Origin of the sequence: Marinobacterium halophilum, from assembly GCF_003014615.1 — a bacterium.
Classification (GTDB): Bacteria; Pseudomonadota; Gammaproteobacteria; order Pseudomonadales; family Balneatricaceae; genus Marinobacterium; species Marinobacterium halophilum.
Window position 1 is genome coordinate 1 of record NZ_PYGI01000014.1, and the last position, 18,492, is coordinate 18,492.

12 protein-coding genes are annotated in these 18,492 nt (G+C 56.2%); 8 read left to right on the top strand and 4 right to left on the bottom strand.

Annotation, left to right across the window (positions count from 1 at the left end; all coding sequences use genetic code 11):
* Positions 1–410, bottom strand: a 410-nt coding sequence (locus CLV44_RS10475) for a helix-turn-helix domain-containing protein (RefSeq protein WP_146139994.1), incomplete at its 3' end; no start/stop codon positions are given.
* A gap of 402 nt (positions 411–812) precedes the next feature.
* Here CLV44_RS10475 and CLV44_RS10480 point away from each other — a divergent pair.
* The 3 genes from CLV44_RS10480 to CLV44_RS10490 all read left to right on the top strand — a co-directional run bounded on the left by CLV44_RS10480 (position 813) and on the right by CLV44_RS10490 (position 8,223).
* Complete coding sequence (locus CLV44_RS10480) at positions 813–1,736, top strand: helix-turn-helix transcriptional regulator (RefSeq protein ID WP_170069321.1); 924 nt, start codon at positions 813–815, stop codon at positions 1,734–1,736.
* 110 nt (positions 1,737–1,846) lie between these two features.
* Positions 1,847–3,508: a ShlB/FhaC/HecB family hemolysin secretion/activation protein gene (locus tag CLV44_RS10485; RefSeq protein ID WP_106592072.1), complete on the top strand. Its 1,662-nt coding sequence runs from the start codon at positions 1,847–1,849 to the stop codon at positions 3,506–3,508.
* Positions 3,509–3,570: 62 nt separating this feature from the next.
* Positions 3,571–8,223 (top strand): beta strand repeat-containing protein, encoded by a 4,653-nt coding sequence (locus CLV44_RS10490; RefSeq protein ID WP_106592073.1) that lies wholly within the window; start codon positions 3,571–3,573, stop codon positions 8,221–8,223.
* Positions 8,224–8,609: 386 nt separating this feature from the next.
* Here CLV44_RS10490 and CLV44_RS10495 read toward each other — a convergent pair whose 3' ends face one another.
* Complete coding sequence (locus CLV44_RS10495) at positions 8,610–9,548, bottom strand: LysR family transcriptional regulator (protein WP_106592074.1); 939 nt, start codon at positions 9,546–9,548, stop codon at positions 8,610–8,612.
* Positions 9,549–9,706: 158 nt separating this feature from the next.
* On the opposite strand from CLV44_RS10495, the gene ydiJ reads away from it, so the two are divergent.
* Both ydiJ and rraA read left to right on the top strand, forming a co-directional pair.
* The gene (ydiJ, locus tag CLV44_RS10500) at positions 9,707–12,763 is read left to right on the top strand and encodes a D-2-hydroxyglutarate dehydrogenase YdiJ (RefSeq protein WP_106592075.1); all 3,057 of its coding nucleotides are present in this window, start codon (positions 9,707–9,709) and stop codon (positions 12,761–12,763) included.
* Between the two features lie 104 nt (positions 12,764–12,867).
* A complete protein-coding gene (rraA, locus tag CLV44_RS10505) occupies positions 12,868–13,359 on the top strand; it encodes a ribonuclease E activity regulator RraA (protein ID WP_106592076.1) in 492 nt (163 codons plus the stop codon).
* A 282-nt stretch (positions 13,360–13,641) separates the two neighbouring features.
* On the opposite strand, the gene CLV44_RS10510 is transcribed toward rraA, so the two are convergent.
* A complete protein-coding gene (locus CLV44_RS10510; protein ID WP_106592077.1) occupies positions 13,642–14,868 on the bottom strand; it encodes an EAL and HDOD domain-containing protein in 1,227 nt (408 codons plus the stop codon).
* A gap of 123 nt (positions 14,869–14,991) precedes the next feature.
* Between CLV44_RS10510 and ylqF the strand changes: the two genes are divergently transcribed.
* Genes ylqF through CLV44_RS10525 form a run of 3 tightly spaced genes read left to right on the top strand, consistent with a single transcriptional unit; the run spans position 14,992 to position 17,419 of the window.
* Complete coding sequence (ylqF, locus tag CLV44_RS10515; RefSeq protein ID WP_106592078.1) at positions 14,992–15,924, top strand: ribosome biogenesis GTPase YlqF; 933 nt, start codon at positions 14,992–14,994, stop codon at positions 15,922–15,924.
* On the top strand, positions 15,911–16,207 hold the full coding sequence (locus CLV44_RS10520) for a hypothetical protein (protein WP_106592079.1): 297 nt from the start codon (positions 15,911–15,913) through the stop codon (positions 16,205–16,207). Before ylqF ends, CLV44_RS10520 begins: the two co-directional genes overlap by 14 nt.
* Positions 16,208–16,243: 36 nt before the next feature.
* The gene (locus CLV44_RS10525; protein ID WP_106592080.1) at positions 16,244–17,419 is read left to right on the top strand and encodes a BaiN/RdsA family NAD(P)/FAD-dependent oxidoreductase; all 1,176 of its coding nucleotides are present in this window, start codon (positions 16,244–16,246) and stop codon (positions 17,417–17,419) included.
* Between the two features lie 63 nt (positions 17,420–17,482).
* Here CLV44_RS10525 and CLV44_RS10530 read toward each other — a convergent pair whose 3' ends face one another.
* Positions 17,483–18,313: an enoyl-CoA hydratase-related protein gene (locus CLV44_RS10530; RefSeq protein WP_425436437.1), complete on the bottom strand. Its 831-nt coding sequence runs from the start codon at positions 18,311–18,313 to the stop codon at positions 17,483–17,485.
* Between the last annotated feature and the right edge of the window lie 179 nt (positions 18,314–18,492).

The window sequence follows — 18,492 nt, forward strand, 5'->3', positions numbered from 1 at the left end:
GATCCTCGGCGCTTTTTACCCTTGCGTGGCAGACGCTGCCGCCACTGGAGCCTTGCGATATGGCGATACAAGGTGGAGCAACTGATGGCGTTATCGGGCTCCTCCAAGGTTATACGTCCTGCCACCTGCTCTGGACTAAAGCCCATTGCCAATAGATTCTTCAGCTGCTCTTGGTGCCTTGCATTAAAGCGTTCAGCTTTGTTGGCAGCACGGCGCTTATCATATGCATGTATATCAGCTTCCGAGGCATCGTATGCCTCGCAGTCGGTTAACCGTTTCAATTCCCTTGAAATGGTCTTGTTCGAACGTTTCAGCTCTCGACCAATGGCGCGGGCAGAGAAATCCAATTCATATAAGGCCTGAATCTGGTATCGTTCGTTGAGAGTCAGCTGGCCGTAAAGGGTCCCCATGTGGCACCTGGTTGCTTGTGTGAGAGCTAGTCAGCCTACAGCCAGCCTGGCTCTCCTGTCTAAGTCCAAGTGTGTCGGTTATTCTGAGAATCTAGGGATCAACGATCAGGGCTCGAATATGAGGTGTAGTTCGTGCATTCTTATAGTGGTTGCTCTGTGCTGATTGTTTGGCGATAACCAGCATCTCGAACTTAATCGGTGTGTACCCAGTCGGCGAAGTGACAAGACAAAAACCCAGCGCGGGTAAGGGGTCTGTCACGTCGGGCGAGCCCTATAATTTGACACCGTTGTCAATTCACGGAACGCTCTAAGCGGTATCTTAGGAAGAGATCTGTACTCAACATGGCTTACATCACATTTTCCACCTCGAGCTATCCAGAAGCAGAGCGACTAGAGGCCTCTATGGATATTTATGCAGCTATGGCTAATATCGACGTATCTCTCCCCCACGGCAAAGTCCCTGAAATTGAAACCTGCATTCGTCTGCTACCCGGCATTTCCATTGCACTGATCAAGTCATCGCCACTCATTGTCAACCGTCGTATTCGGCAGATTCAGGATGGTAATGACGACTTCGCACTATTACTGAACCCGGCCGGGCGTGCAGCCTGGCGATCCGAGCTGGACGGCGTTGGCGAGGTAGAGTGTCACCCAGGTGCCGGCTGTTTCAGCTTCAACGACCGGCCCGGTTCCATCGAGTTTCACGGCAACCGCACCTACATGCTCAATATTTGTTTTTCGCGTGCTTTGCTTGGCCCGCTGGTAAACGATCTTGAGAACGCCAGCAAATCGCCACATCTGTCCAGAGAAACCTTCTCCTATTTGGCCCGGTGCGCGACTGATCTGGTTCGGGAACCAGGCCCAAAGGACCCAGACCTCATTGCCGAAACTAACCAGCTGCTTGATCTCACGGCGCTGTCGGTTGGCGCACCGCGCGACATTGCAATTACCGCCCGCCATCGCGGGCTCAAGCAGGCTCGTCTGCGGGCAGTCAAAGCCGACTTGCGAATCACTGCGTTGCACGGGGATATTTCCCTTGCCTGGCTGGCAAAACGGCACGGCGTTTCGCCCGGTTATATTCGTGCCATGTTCGAACAGGAAGGCCGGAGCCTTACCGACTACGTATTGGGTTTGCGTCTGGACCGGGTTCACCAGTGTCTGAGAAGCCCGGCCTATGCCCACAAAAAAGTGGCAGACATCGTCTATGGTGCCGGCTTCAATAACCCGTCCTGGTTCTACCGGGCCTTCAAGCGCCGCTTTGGTCTGACGCCGGGCGATGTGCGCGAGCTTTCCGGTGCTCTGCAGCCTCTCGGTGCGCCTCTCTGACGGCGATCCCGATTCATTGTTGTGGCGCTGAGTGGAAGCCGCCCCAATAGCCCATTGCTATCCTCCTCCCTTTTGAATAACGCATCGCGTAACAGGGTATAGGAAGCATCGTGAAAAAACTTACCGCCGTATCCAACATGCAGGTCCTGTGTCTGCTTTCATGCGTTATAGCGGCACCGCTGCAGGCCTCAGAAACCGCCAGTAGTGTCCTCCGCGACCTTGAAACTCGACCGCTTGGTCTGCCGCCGGAGCCGCCGACTGATACACCAGCTCTGACACCACTGCCAGTCACCGAACAGATTACCGATGGCCAGACCGTTGACATACTGGGTTTTCGTTTCATCGGTAACGCGGCATTCAGCGACGAGCAGTTGGCGGCAGTACTCATCGATCTGCCTGGCCAAGCCCTTACATTGGCTCAATTACAGCAGGCTGCCGACCGTATCACGACCTGGTACCGCCAGAACGAGTGGCTGCTCGCTCGCGCGATTCTTCCACCACAGGAAATTGATGATGGCTATCTGACGATTCAAATTGTTGAAGGAAACTACGACCGTATTCAACTGAACAATCAGAGTAAACTGCCCGACCGCGTGCTACAAAACGCTACCCGAGGTCTCAATACTGGTGATGGTGTGCGAACTGGCGCACTTGAAAATGCTCTAATGGGGCTTGATTCACTTCCTGGTAGCCAAATCAACTCGCGCCTATCTCGAGGTGATGCCGTCGGCACTAGTGCGTTGGACATCGACGTCAGTGACCTGGCTGCACTCACCGGCCAGCTGACACTCGATAACTATGGCAACACTTATAACGGTGAATACCGGCTAACCGGTGGCCTCGCTATTGCCAATCCATTCGGGATGGGTGACAGCCTTCAACTACAGGCACTGGTCTCTGACGGCGACCAGCAGTATCTGAATACCCAGTATGATCTGCCTGTAGGCCCGTGGAATACCCGCATAGGCGCAAGCCTGTCATGGCTGGAATACGAATTGGGCAAAGACTTCGACAGTCTGAATGCCAAGGGCAAGGCCGCCACCGGCAGTGTGTTTGTCAGTCAGGACTGGTGGCAGCAACGCAGCTGGGGTGTATCCAGCCGGATCGAATGGCGCTACCGCGACCTTGAAGATCAGCAGCTTGGCCTGGCCAGTGAGAAGACCCTGAGCAGCGCAACCCTCGATCTGGTTAACGGCTACTGGCGTGATGCTCTGTTCGGGGGCAGCGCCAATAGCTATCGCTTGAGCTGGACTCACGGCAAGCTGTCGATGGATAGTCCCTACGCCGTTGCTTCGGACTTCTATGGCACTGAAGGCCACTACAACAAGGCCAACCTGGCTTTACTGCGCCAGCAGCGGTTGACGCCGCGGCTCACCCTTAACATGAACCTGCGCGGACAGCTGGCCGATGGCAACCTGGATGCCGTCGAAAAAATGAGTCTCGGTGGCGCCTACGGTATCCGCGCCTTCCCGCAGGGCGAAGCATCGGGTGACGAAGGCTGGCTGGCCAGCGCCGAGCTGCGTTACGCGTTGAGTAGCCAGTGGCAGCTGGGTGCGTTCCTTGAGGCGGGTGGAATCACCTACAACAAGACCCCGCTGCCGATTGGTGACCGCCAGCGCAACCTCAAGGGCGCGGGAGTCTCGGCCTACTGGCAGCCGCACCGTCAATGGCAGTTCAGCGCCACCGCAGCAACCTCGCTAGATAACGAAGAAGCCGTCAGCGACAAGCCAGAAGATGTTTACCTCTGGGGGCAAGTGCAATGGATGTTTTAAGCCCCTTGCACCTCTGAATCTCAGCATTAGCCCTTTGCGTTTACCGTCAGTCAGGAACGTCTATGAACCGAACAGACCCCAACTTCACCCCCACCGCGCTGGCCATCGCCATCAGTCTGGTCACCGCCCAATTGCACGCCGCAGACCTGCCCACCGGTGGCAATATCGTCGGCGGCTCCGGCAGCATTAACCAAAACGGTAACAGCCTGAATGTCCAGCAGAACAGCGACAAGCTGATCACCAATTGGAACAGCTTTGATATTGGCGCGGGCAATACGGTGAACTTCCACCAGCCGGGCAAGAGCTCGGTGGCGTTGAACCGCGTTATCGGGGAAGACGCTTCGGCGATCTACGGCAACCTCAATGCCAACGGCAGGGTGTTTCTGGTCAACCCCAATGGCGTGTTATTTGGTCAGGGCGCGGCGGTCAACGTCGGTGCGCTGGTGGTCTCGACCTTGAGTATCAGTGATGAAGACTTTAACAACGGCAATTACCAGTTCAACGGTGACGGCAACAATGCCGCCGTGATCAACCGCGGTAGCATCAAGGCCGACAACGGCACCGTTGTCCTGCTCGGTGGGCAGGTCAGTAACCAGGGGATCATTCAGGCCAACCAAGGTACGGTGGCGCTGGCGGCGGGTGACCAGATCACGCTGGATTTTGCGGGCGATGGCCTGCTCAACGTCACCGTGGATGAAAGCACCCTTGATGCACTGGTCGAGAACCATCAACTGATCCGCGTCAACGGCGGCCAGGTAGTGATGACCGCCAACGCCACCGATGCCCTACTGCAAACCGTGGTCAACAACACCGGCATCGTCGAGGCGCAAACGCTGGACAACCAGAGCGGCACCATTGTGCTCAAGGGCGGTTTTAACGGCGGTACCGTCAATGTCGCCGGCACGCTGGATGCTTCTGCCCTCGAATCCGGCGACGGCGGCTTTATCGACACCTCCGGCGCCCACGTAAAGATTGCCGATGGCACACGGGTCACCACCAAAGCCAACAACGGCGCCACCGGTGAATGGCTGATCGACCCCACTGATTTTTACGTTACCAACAGCAATGACCCGAAAACCGACAGCGGCATTGGTGCTGCAACCCTTAGCGCCAACCTGGAAGACAGCAACATTTCCCTGGCGACCATTGACGGCGGAACCGACGCTGGCGATATTCACGTTGATGCTGCTGTGAACTGGAATGCCGATACCACCCTTAGCCTAAAGGCCCATAACGACATCCACATTAACCAAGACATCACCGCCACCGGCACTAACGCAGGACTAGTGCTGAACACGGGGGCGGGCAAAGATTATGCCATTGCCTCCGGCGCTTCGGTCACCCTATCGGGCAGTAACGCAGCGCTTAATATCAACGGTACCGATTATACCCTGATCCATGATATGGCGGCGTTGGACGCTATTGACACCACCGGGCTTGGCGGTGCCTATGCTCTGTCCAAAGACCTAGATGCTTCAGGCACCATCTACGACCACGCCCTGGTGGGAGTAGATGGTACCAACGCCTTCGCTGGGACCTTCGCGGGGCTAGGTCATACCATCAGCGACCTAACCATTGAGAACACCGCCGCGACCACCGAATACTGGGGCCTTTTCGGGTATAACAAAGGTACAATCAGGGACCTCGGGCTCCAAGGTGGAAGTGTAACAGTAACCAGCGCTAGTGGCGTGATCCAAGCGGGAAGCCTAGCGGGATACAGCTCTAATGGAACCATCTACAACGCCTACGCAACCGGAAACGTCCAAGCGACGAGCACCTCAAGAAACGCCTACGTGGGCGGACTCATCGGAACCAACCTTTACAGCACCATCTCCAATTCCTACGCAACCGGAGAGGCAACGGCCACCGGTATAAGCAGAACTTACGCGGGCGGACTCATCGGGGACAGCATTTCGGGCACCATTTCTGACGCCTACGCAACCGGAAACGTCCAAGCGACGAGCACCTCAAGCAGCACTTACGCGGGCGGACTCGTCGGGAGCAACTCCCACAGCGCCATCTCCAACACTTACGCAACCGGAAACGCCTCGGCGACATCCACCTCTAGCGACGTTTACGCGGGTGGACTCACCGGGAGCAACAACTCAGGAACAATCATTAACGCCTATGCAACCGGAGCTGTCTCAGCAAAAAGCACTAACGGGAACGCTTACGCAGGCGGCCTCGCGGGAGAAACCCTCTTCAGCCCCATCACCAGCGCCTATGCAAACGGAACGGTAATCGCCGAATCCAGCACCGGAGGGAACACTTACGCAGGCGGCCTAGCAGGCTACAACAATAGTGGTAACATCACCAAGGCCTACGCAACTGGAAACGCCTCGGCAAAGAACACCGAAGGGCGCGCTCATGCGGGCGGCCTCGTGGGTGTAAACAGCGGCACTATCAGCAACACCTATGCCGTTGGGATGGTTATAGCGGCGGGCAATAATCCTTACGCGGGTGGTCTGTTAGGCGAAAATAGCGGTCCCGGCACCTCTACTGCCTCGTACTGGAATACAGAGACCTCTGGGCTGACAGTTAGCGTTGGTAAAGGGACTCCGCCATCGGGCGTGTCAGGCCTGACCACCGAGCAGATGAAGAATGCGGCCAGTTTTGCGGACTGGGATATGGATGCACAAGGTGGTACTGGCACGGGCTGGCGTATCTACGAGGGCCATACCGCCCCACTGCTGCGTCACTTTTTGACCGCCCTTGAAGTCACCGGTGACAGCACCAGCACCTACAACGGCACCGAACAGACCGGCACGTGGAGCGCCACTGGCGAATACGACGCCAACCACATCTTTGGCCAAGTCAGCGGCGGCGGACGCAACGCGGGCAACTACGCCATCGACATGGGCGGCCTTTACTCTAATCAGCAAGGCTATGACCTGATCACCACCAACGGCACCCTGACCATCAACAAGGCCCAGGCTACCGTCACCGCCAACAGCGACACCACCATCTATAATGGCACCGAGCAGAGCGTCAGCGGCTTTACTGTCGACGGGCTGGTTAATGGCGAGGATGCCAGTGTGCTCAGTGGCGTCAGCACCAGCGGCGGCAAGGGCACCAATGCCGGTAGCTATGTGCTCACGGTTGGCGGCGGTAGCAGTGATAACTATGAACTGAGCTTTGTCGATGGCGCCCTGACCATCAACAAGGCCCAGGCCACGGTCACCGCCAACAGCGACACCACAACCTACAACGGCACCGAGCAGAGCGGCAGCGGCTTTACCGCCACAGGGCTAGTAAACGGCGAGACTGAAAGTGTGCTCACCGGTGTCACCACCAGCGGTGGTGGACGCAACGCCGGCAGCTATGTACTGACCGCCAGCGGCAGCGACGGCAACTACGCACTGACCTTTGTCGATGGCACGCTAACCATTAACAAAGCCCAAGCTACTGTAACGGCCAACAGCGACACCAGCACCTATAACGGCATCGAGCAGAGCGTCAGCGGCTTTACTGTCGACGGGCTGGTTAATGGTGAGGATGCCAGTGTGCTCAGCGGCGTTACCACCAGCGGCGGCAAGGGTACCAATGCCGGTAGCTATGTGCTTACGGTAGGCGGCGATAGCAGCGATAACTACGAACTCACCTTTGTTGATGGCACCCTGACCATCAACAAGGCCCAGGCTACCGTCACCGCCAACAGCGACACCACCATCTATAATGGCACCGAGCAGAGCGTCAGCGGCTTTACTGTCGACGGGCTGGTTAATGGCGAGGATGCCAGTGTGCTCAGTGGCGTCAGCACCAGCGGCGGCAAGGGCACCAATGCCGGTAGCTATGTGCTCACGGTTGGCGGCGGTAGCAGTGATAACTATGAACTGAGCTTTGTCGATGGCGCCCTGACCATCAACAAGGCCCAGGCCACGGTGACAGTCAACAGCGACACCACCACCTACAACGGCACCGAGCAGAGCGGCAGCGGTTTTACCGCCACAGGGCTAGTAAACGGCGAGACTGAAAGTGTGCTCACCGGTGTCACCACCAGCGGTGGCGGGCGCAACGCCGGTACCTATAAGCTGACCGCCAGCGGCAGCGACGGCAACTACGCACTGACCTTTGTCGATGGCACGCTAACCATTAACAAAGCCCAAGCTACTGTAACGGCCAACAGCGGCACCACCACCTATAACGGTACCGAACAGAGCGGCAGCGGCTTTACCGTCGATGGGCTGGTCAACGGTGAAGACAAAAGCGTGCTGACCGGGGTGACCACCAGCGGTGGTAAGGGCACCAACGCGGGCAGCTACGTATTGACCGCCAGTGGCTCCGATGGCAATTACGAGTTGACCTTCGTCGACGGCTCTCTGACCATCGAGCGCAAAACCATCACCGCGGATGTTCAGGCCCAGGACAAGCAGTTTGACGGTATGCTGACTGCGGTGTTGGAAGGTGTGCTGAACGGCACCATCAGTGGCGACGATGTGGCGCTGCAGCTCAGTGGCCTGTTCGCCAGCCTGACGCCGGGCGAGAACCGCGTGCTGGTCGATGCTTCACTGGCCGGCGCTGACGCAGGCAACTACGACCTGGTCGCCCCGGACTCGGTTACCGCCAGCCTGCTGGGCTTTGTTCAAACCGATGATTATCAGTCAGCTATCGTCAGCCAGCCATCGGAACAACGTAGGCTGAGTGCACCGACCTACGGTGGCTACGTGCTCAAGATTGATGATGACGCCCTGGGTCTTTCGAACTCTGGACAGTAACCTGCAAGGGTATCGGCCCAAGGACGGACCGATACCCGCTGTGTACCCTTTCGGTAAAAATTGTCCAAATTCCCGCCAACTTTAAGTTTCACAGTGCCACACAGGCAAGAACCCAAGTTCAGTCATTGAACACCCAATCTTCTGCGGTCTATCATAAAGCCTGTCGCAAGGGTCAATCGTAACACCGTGCCGATCATAATGGCTTTGGCAACGCAACAGCAACGAAAACAGAAACGGCTCGCTGCGCCAATATCTACCAATGGGCACGAATTTATCTCTGGAGTCTGCCAGGGGTGTCTTGATGAAATTCACGCTTTCTGACTAATCGGCTGCGTCAGCCTTGAGGCTGGGAATTCCCCGTGAAGGCGCTTATTTCTAGCATTTCCCTAAGGCATGGCATTGACCCATGTGGGCAATGCCATCTGCACCAGGTGATGGCGCACGGTATCGAGCAGCGCTGCCGCTGCAGGGCTTAAAGCGCGGCCTTTGCGGGTGATGATGCAGATCTCGCGCTCAATGACGGGGTGACTTAGCGGGAGGAAGCTCAGGCCCGCAAAGGAATGAATATCGGCGGCCAGTGCAGGCAGCAGTGAAACTCCCAGCCCCTGGCTAATCAGCGCGGCAAGACTGGCCGGGTTGGACACTTCAATCTGTACACGGTCCAGGGTGATCGGGATGCGACCGCTGTGGCTGAAGCGGGTTAACTGGGCGCGAATACCGGTATCGCTGGACAGCAGCAGCAGATCATCCTTGGGGAGTTGGTCCCAGCGCAATACGCTCAGGCCTGCGAGTTGATGATCACTGGGCAGGATCAGGCCATAACGATCACGCAGCAGCGGGGTGTAATCCAGCTCCGGTTGCTGGGAATGGTTGCCGGCAATGGCAAAGTCCACTTCGTTGTTGAGTACGCGATGCTCCAAACTACCGGCGCTTTCATCACGGATATCGACCTGAATGGACGGATATTGCGTACGAAACTGTGACAGTGCGCTTGGAATCAAGCGGGTCACGACGGAGGGAGAGCCTGCCAGGCTAACCTTGCCTTGCTGAAGCTCTGCCCGGGCCCGCAGATCATCCAGTGCCGCCGTAAAGTCGGACAGCAGGCGCTCGGCCACTGGCAAGAAACGTTCGCCCTCGGCGCTGAGGTCGACTCGGCGCGTGGTACGGTCAAACAGTGTAAGGCCTGCATCCTGTTCCAGTTGCTTGATCGTAGCTGTCAGCGCTGACTGAGTCAGGTGAAGGTGCTTTGCGGCACGGGTGAAACTGCCGTAGCGTGCGACTTCAATAAAGCTTTGCAGGTGGCGGATGCCAATAATGCTGCTCATGATTAATCTTTTTTTATGATTAATTGATAGAATTTAATCGTTTGAATGATAAATGCAGATTCTGCATCATTAGCATCCAAAATACACCTGTACTGCCATGTTTCCTTCACGTCAGCCCGTCCGGCCGCAGGCCCAGGTCAACCAGCATCGGAGAGACTATGATCCCTCGCATTGACACCATTGACGCCACCCAGAGTTTATATCTGGAGTTTATCGAAACCCTCAAGCAGCAGGGGTTCAAGGGTGATTTGAACCCGGATTATGCCAACCGAGTGGTGCTGGCGACGGATAACAGCATCTATCAGGTGTTGCCTCAGGGCGTGATCTACCCGAAAAATACCGATGATCTGGTGCTGATCGCAAAGCTGTCTGATGAGCCCCGCTTTCGTGATGTTGTGCTCAGCGCCCGTGGCGGCGGCACCGGTACCAATGGTCAGTCGCTGACGGATGGTCTGATCGTGGACGTGTCCAAGCACATGAACCGCATTCTGGAGATCAACCCGGACGAGCGCTGGGTGCGGGTGCAGGGCGGCGTGGTCAAGGACCAGCTTAATGCTGCACTCAAGCCCTATGGCCTGTTCTTCGCGCCAGAGTTGTCTACCAGTAATCGCGCCACCGTGGGTGGCATGATCAATACTGACGCCAGCGGTCAGGGCTCTGTGCTTTATGGCAAGACCCGCGATCACGTGCTGGCGCTGACCAGTGTTTGGCTGGACGGTACTCTGTGGCAGTCAGGCCCGATCGACGAGGCCGAGCTGGAAGAGGCCAAGCAGCGTACTGACCGTGTGGGTGAAGCGCACCGTTTGCTGGACAGTATCCAAAAGGACAAGCAGACCGAGATCGACGCCTGCTTCCCGAAACTGAACCGCTGTCTGACCGGCTACGATCTGGCTCATATCCGTGACGAGCAGGGCCGTTTTAACCTGAACTCCGTGCTGTGTGGTGCTGAGGGCTCGCTCGCCTTTATCGCTGAAGCCAAGCTCAATGTGCTGCCGATCCCCAAATACGCCGCACTGGTTAACATCAAGTACGATAGTTTTGAAACCTCGCTGCGTGATGCCAAGGCGCTGGTTGAGTGGCAGCCGACATCCATCGAAACCATCGATTCCAAAGTGTTGAATCTGGCGATGGGTGACATCGTTTGGGATACGGTGCGTGATTACTTCCCCGAGAAGGAAGGCGATCCGGCGATTCAGGGTATCAACCTGGTGGAATACACCGGTGATGACGAGGCTGAACTGCGCACCAAGGTCGACAAGCTGTGTCAGCATCTACAAGCCGTCAGTGGTGAGGCGGGTAAAAGCTTTGGCTATAGCGTGGTATACGGTAGTGCCGAGATCAACAAGGTCTGGGGCATGCGCAAGAAAGCCGTAGGTCTGTTGGGTAACGCCCAGGGCCAGAAACGCCCGATCCCGTTCGTGGAAGATACCGCGGTGCCGCCGGAGAATCTGGCCGACTTCATCATAGCCTTCCGCAAGGTGCTGGATGATAAAGGTCTGGCATATGGCATGTTCGGTCATGTGGATGCGGGTGTGCTGCACGTACGTCCAGCGATCGACATGAAAGATCCGAAGCAGGAAGGCTTGATCCGAGAGATCACCGATGAGGTAGTGCGTCTGACCCAGGAATACAAGGGCTTACTCTGGGGCGAACACGGCAAGGGGGTACGCTCAGAATACGCGCCGGAGTTTTTTGGGCCGCTGTATCCGGTGTTGCAGCAAATCAAGGGGGTGTTTGACCCGCGCAATCAGCTGAATCCGGGCAAGATTGCCACACCGATGATCGACGGTGCCGAGTTGCTGAAGATTGATGCCGTCCCGACCCGTGGTCAGCAGGACCGTCAAATCAGCGCGCCGGTACGTGAACAATACGATTCGGCCATGAACTGTAACGGCAACGGTGCCTGCTACAACTATGATCCGAATGATGCCATGTGTCCGAGCTGGAAAGGCTCGCGTGAGCGTATCCACTCGCCGAAAGGGCGTGCTTCGTTGATCCGTGAATGGCTGCGTCTTATGGCCAACCGTGGCGTTGATGTGAATGCCGAAGCCGAGCAGGTGCGTAATCGTGGTTTTATTCGTTCACTGCCGAGCCGTGTGCGCAATACGCTGAGCAAGCGCAAGGGCGATTACGACTTCTCCAATGAGGTGCATGAGGCGATGATGGGCTGTCTGGCTTGCAAATCCTGCGTTGGTCAGTGCCCGATCAAGGTCAATGTGCCGGATTTCCGTGCCCGTTTCCTGGAGGTCTACTACGGCCGTTATCTGCGACCGATGAAGGACTATCTGGTCGGTAGTCTGGAATACATGATTCCGACGCTGGCCAAATTCCCGGCACCTTACAACTGGGCGATGCGCAATACGCTGACTCGCAGCTTCATGCGCCGTATTGGCGGCATGGTCGATAGTCCGGTGATCTGCACCAATAGTCTCAAACAAGGTTTGGATCAACGCGGGATTGAGCTGGCTACGCCGGATGTGATCCGCGGACTGACCGCCGCTCAGCGTGAGCGCAGTGTCGTCATCGTACAGGATGCCTTTACCAGCTATTTTGAAACCCGCCTGGTGCTGGATCTGGTTGATCTGCTTGGTAAGCTTGGCTTCTACGTGCTGGTCGCGCCGTTCCTGCCCAACGGCAAGCCGCTGCATGTCCATGGTTTCATGGGTGCGTTTGATAAGGCTGCTAAGCGCAATGCGCAGATGCTGCGGGATATTGCCGAATTCGAGGTGCCGCTGATCGGTATCGATCCGTCGATGACGCTGACCTATCGTCAGGAATACAAGGATGTGATTGAGGGTGAGCTGCCACCGGTGCAGCTGATCCAGGAGTGGCTGAGCGGCCAGCTGGACAAGGTCGAGTTGCCGGAAGTGATGCCTTCGCATGTCTACCGCTTAATGGCGCATTGCACCGAGAAAACGTCGGCAGCACCGTCGATCCGTCAGTGGCAGATGATTTTCGAAGCACTGGGCCAGAAGCTGGAAGTGATCTCGACCGGCTGTTGTGGCATGTCCGGCACATTCGGGCATGAAAGCGATAATCTTGAGCGCTCCAAGGATATTTACGAGCTGAGCTGGCGCGGGATTGTCAATCAGCCGGAAAACAAGGGAGCACTGGTCGCAACCGGCTACTCCTGCCGTTCCCAGGTGAAACGCTTTGATGACCAGCAATTGCCGCATCCGGTGCAGGTGTTGCTGGATGCGATTCAGGTGCATTGACGGGGTGGCGGGCGGCGGATTCTACTGCATAAGTTGTAGTGCAAATGCAGCAGGGATCAGCGATCATGCCCGCCATTATCCAATCAATATTGAAGGAGCGCCTGATGGAAGATCTGCTACCCGATCTGTGTGATCATTTCGAAGAACTGGTTCAGGTGGTTGAGCCGATGTTCGGCAACTACGGCGGCCGTGAAGCGTTTGGTGGCGAAATTGTCACTATCAAGGCGTTTGAGGACAACTCGCTGGTGCGTGAGCAAGTTGCGCAGCCGGGTGAAGGCAAGGTGCTGGTCGTGGATGGGGGCGGTTCTTTGCGCCGCGCCATGCTCGGCGACATGCTGGCTGAAAAGGCGCAGAAAAACGGCTGGGAAGGGATTATCATCTACGGCTGCATCCGTGATGTGAATGCCATTGGTGATCTGGAGCTGGGTGTTCAGGCGCTGGGTGTTCATCCGATGAAAACCGAAAAGCTGGGAGCGGGCCAGCTGAATGTACCTGTTACCTTTGGTGGCGTGACGTTCCGTCCCGGTGAGTATGTGTACGCTGACAACAATGGCGTGCTGGCGGCCCCGCGCAAGCTGGAGCTGCCGCAAGCGTAGTCGTTCTTAGGGGGCTGCTGTCCTGGCAGCTCCTGCGCACATCCCCATGCATTCACTCTCACGTGCTCTAGTCAGCAGCTGGTACAAGGTGTTGATTGTATTGCTGTGCTGATAAAAGTGAAAATTAATGGTTGGTCGGCGCGACATCCGCTGAACCCTGACTATACTGATATCCAGCAGCGCACGGATCAGCTCTGGCAGGCTGATATAGGATATACAGTGCGGCGCGCAGTCGGGCTTCCCTTTCACCGGCTGCGCGTTTTTTCAGATTAGTGGTGTGCGTTAGTCATACATTGCCTGCATGGATTCTTTGGTCCACTTAAGGCTGTGACGATAGGCGGCTTCATACAAAGAGATATCGAAATGGCTGGGCAACATATCCCAGTCACCGGACTCATACGCCATAACCTGCTTCAGAATTTGTCCCATATCGCCGTTGCCGTGGGCCAGAGCATCCTTGATATCATCGCCCAGTGGCAGCTGTTCCAGTAATGTGGGCTGGTCAATATCCAGCATGGCGTGCAGGCCCGACATCATGCCGACCATGAAGAATCCAGAAGGGTTGGGCAAGTGCTGGCTCTGTGCGATCATCTCGCACATGTGGCCGCGGGTCAGCAGAATACGGGTCAGTTCTTCGGGCTTGTCATTGTTGGCCGACATGGCGATCAGCGTGGTCCATTTGCGCACCTGCTCCATCCCCAGCAGTACAACCGCTTCGGCAATGGACTCCACTTGGCGCACCAGCGAATAGGTGGCCGAGTTGACGATGCGCAGCAGTTTATAAGTCAGAATAGGGTCGCGGATGATCATGTCTTCCAGCGTTTCCGGTGTGGTCGACGGTTTCTGCAGCTCCTGGATCAACTGCATCAGGGCTATTTGATTGGCACTGACCTTGCGCCCCTTGATTGCCTTGGGCTTGCTCAGGAAGCTGCCTTGAAACAGCTTGTAACCACCTTCGATGCAGCCTTCCAGTGTATCAAAGCCGGAAATGTTGCCTGCCAGTAACGTGGTCTTGAAGGGCTTCAGTAGAGCGGCCTGTTCGCGAATGGCGTCCGCGTCCATATCGCTTACATCGATCCTGACAATCTTGGCCAATTTGAGTGCGGTGTTGTAGTCGGGGCTGTAGCGGAAGTCATGTAGTGCCAAACGGTAGCCGTCCTTGACCATGGCGTGCATGGCGCGCAGCAGATCCATATTGTCTGGCTGGGTCAGGCGGATACAGATTACAACATGTTTGGCGGGGAGGGTTGGCATGCTGCCGTCCAGAATCATGTTCTGGCTGACCCGGATGAAGGCGGGCACCCGTTTGATCTCACCCTGATCGGAAATGCTGGTATAGGCGTGCAATAGTAACTCTGAACTGGATTCAGCTTCGGGGTCAACCTCCAGCATGGCGTTCAGGTGTCCGTCATCGCTGCCGATCAATTCATAGGCTATAACACGCTGCTGATGGTCGAATATAGGTTGTCGAGCCAATAAGGTCTGGCTCGTTGCAGTTGTACTATCCATGAATCTCCCCGGGTCGAGCAAAGTATAAAGGGGGATTTTATCACCACTTTTAGTGTTGCCGGTATGGTTGAGCCCTTGGCAAGGGTATAATAGGTGCCCTTCGAGCAAAGTACTGGATAAAGCATGACCCGTATCAACTGGTTTCCTGGCCATATGCACAAGGCGCGCAAAGAAATTGCGCAGGTGATGGATGAGATCGATGTCGTGATCGAAGTCCTTGATGCCCGTCTGCCGATGTCGAGCGAGAACCCGTTGGTTGATCAGCTGCGCAGCGGTACGCCGGTGTTGAAACTGTTGAACAAGCAGGATCTGGCCGACCCCACGCGAACACAGGAATGGCTGGACTATCTGAATGCCCGCGAAGGTGTTCGGGCTGTTGCGCTGGACACCTCTCAGAAAGCGCTGATCAAGCGCATTCCTGAGATGTGCAAGCAGATGGTGCCGGCGCGCGCGCGTCAGGATCGCCCTGTGCGAGCGATGATCATGGGGATTCCCAACGTAGGCAAGTCTACGCTGATCAACGCGTTGCTGGGGCGCAAAATTGCCAAGGTTGGCAATGAGCCTGCAGTGACCAAGGCGCAGAAGCGCTACAGCGTCCACAACGGCATGGCGCTGTCGGATACGCCGGGCATTCTGTGGCCCAAGATCGAGGACGAGGACTCTGGCTACCGTCTGGCAGCAAGTGGTGCCATCAAGGACACGGCGATCGAGCATGAGCAGGTTGCGGCATACGCAGCGGGTTTCATGTTGAGTGACTATCCGTTGCGCCTGCAGGAGCGCTACAAGTTGAAGTCGTTGCCGGAAGGGCAGGATGCCTTGCTGGATGAGCTGGGCCGTAAGCGCGGATGTTTGCGCCCGGGAGGTGTCGTTGATCGACACAAGGCATCAGAAATTTTATTGACCGAGTTGCGAGCCGGCAAGCTTGGTCAGATCACCTTCGAAACCGTCGAAGAGTGGGAACGTAAACGTATTGAAGCCGAATTGGCAGCAGCAGAAGCAGCTGCGGCAGAAGCCGCTGCAGCCGAAGCTGAGGAGAAAGGTTATGAGTCGAGGTAAGAAGCAGCGCACATTGGGTTCGTTGATGACGGTTCTGGAGCGTGCGCCCAGGAAGCAGGAGCGGTTGGCCGATCCGACCAGCAAGGAAAGCCGTCGCAAGAAATCACAGGAGCTGCGCAAGAAGCCGAAAGCTGTGCATGCGCGTGTGCGTGCGACGCAGTCTGCCACTGAGCGTGATACCAATGCGGGTCGCAAGGGTACTCGTCATGGTGGTCCTTTGGCCAATAAAATCCGTCAGCTTAATGCTGTCCAGCGCGAGCGGGCACGTAACGCTGGTGAGTAATGCAGTACCGGGTGGCCCCGGTGGAGTCTTATACGCGTGAAGTACGATGTTGTTGTAATCGGTGGTGGTGCGTCGGGGCTTATGTGCGCCGCCACCGCCGCCTACCGGGGCCGCAAGGTTTTGCTGCTGGAACATACCAAGAAAATTGGTCGTAAAATTTTGATGTCAGGTGGTGGGCGCTGCAATTTCACCCACTTGCACAATACACCGGCCAATTTTTTGTCGGGTAATGCGCATTTCTGCAAATCCGCTCTGAGTCGTTTCAGTCCTGCGGACTTTGTCGATCTGGTGGATCGGCATGGCGTGGAGTATCACGAGAAAACCCCTGGGCAGTTGTTCTGTAACGAATCCAGTAAGGAGATGTTGCAGGTGCTGCTGACCGAGTGCGAGTGGGCCGGTGTTGAGTTGATGACGGAGACCAGTGTGTTTGACGTCACGCCTGTGGCCGGGGGATATCAGCTGAAAACGTCGCGTGGGCAATTCAATGTCGACTCGCTGGTTGTAGCAACCGGCGGATTGTCGATTCCCAATGGTGGGGCGACCGGTTTTGCCTATGATATTGCCGAGCAGTTCGGCATGGCAGTGACGGCGCGACAGGCGGCGTTGGTCCCGTTTACTCTGCAGCCGGATCTGTTGGAGCATATCAAGCCGCTTTCCGGTGTTTCGCAATGGGTTACCGTGACCTGTAACGGCATGCATTTTACCGAAAACTTGCTGCTTACTCATCGTGGCCTCAGTGGCCCGGCTATCTTGCAGATTTCTTCCTACTGGCATGCCGGTGATGCAATAGAGATCGATCTGTTGCCGCAGTTGGCGCTTGAGGACTGGCTGAAAGATCAGCGTACACAAAGGCCCAAGGCAGAGCTACGTACTTTGCTGGCCAAGCACATGACCAAACGTCTGGCGCAGGCACTGTGTGAGCTATGGGGTTTTGAAGGTGAAGTTGGCCAATACAGTAATGCCCGTGTGCAAGAGGTGGCGCAACAGTTCAAGTGCTGGCGGATGAAGCCTTCAGGTACTGAAGGCTATCGTACGGCTGAAGTCACTCTGGGCGGCATTGAAACCGATGAGGTTTCATCAAAAACCTTCGAGGCGAAGAAAGCGCCAGGCCTTTACTTTATTGGTGAATGTCTGGATGTAACCGGTCACTTGGGTGGGCATAACTTCCAGTGGGCCTGGGCGTCGGGTTTCTGTGCCGGGCAATTTGTTTGATATAAGTACTGTATTATAAATACCACCTATGTAGGCGGTATTTATAATATCCTCTCGAATGCGTCAGCGTCCCTGATAGCGTCCTTCCCGTTTTTCTACAAACGCCGTGATGGCTTCAGCATGATCGTCGGTATTATGCAGCATGCCTTGCCATGCAGCGCATAGCTCTAAAAAGTCAGGTAATTCATGGCGTTGTGCCTGCTTCATCAAGCGTTTACTCATTCTTAGTGCGTGTGGTGGTTTTGCCGCTATTTGGCTGGCAAGCATCATGACGCGCGGCATTAGCTGCTCTGCCGATACTTGCTCCATCATTAATCCTAGCTGCACCGCTTCCTCCGCATGTACCAACCGACCGGTCAGGGTGATTTCCGCCGCACGCTGGTAGCCGATCAGTCGCTGCAGGAACCAGGCGCCACCATCTCCAGGGATAATACCCAGGTTTACGAACGTTTCGCCAAAGGTGGCGCGTTCGGAGCCAATCCTGATGTCACACATGCAGGCCAAATCGCAACCGGCACCAATGGCAGGGCCGTTGATCGCTGCAATGATGGGAATCTCGGCCTTGTGCATGGCCAGCGGAATACGCTGAATGCCGTGACGGTATTTATGCTCCAGCTCAAGTGCTGTGCCGCCAAAGGGGCCGCTGCGGTGGTCGCCGTCGCGATACTGCATTTCCTTGATATTGCCACCGGCACAGAACGCCTTGCCGCTGCCGGTGATTACCAGTACGGATACTGCGCTGCAGGCATTGGCCCACTCGACCGTATCCACAATGTCGTCGATCAGTGCGGTACCGGTGAGGGCGTTACGCAGGTCGTCACGTGCCAGTGTCAGCACCGCTACGCGATCTTCAAGGTTCAGCCAGGCATCGCGCAGTGAGGGCATATTCGCCATGATCATTCGCTCCCTGTTCATTATTGTTATGGATTCAAGCTTTTCCCCAGGTTGTCCAGAATATCAGAAGCGATAGCGGAAGGGGGCTTGTTTCTACGCAAAAATGTCGGGATGATGCGGCCTCAGCAATGGATGCTCGTGTGTACAGGGATATGTATTCATCTCTTTGCATACGGTAG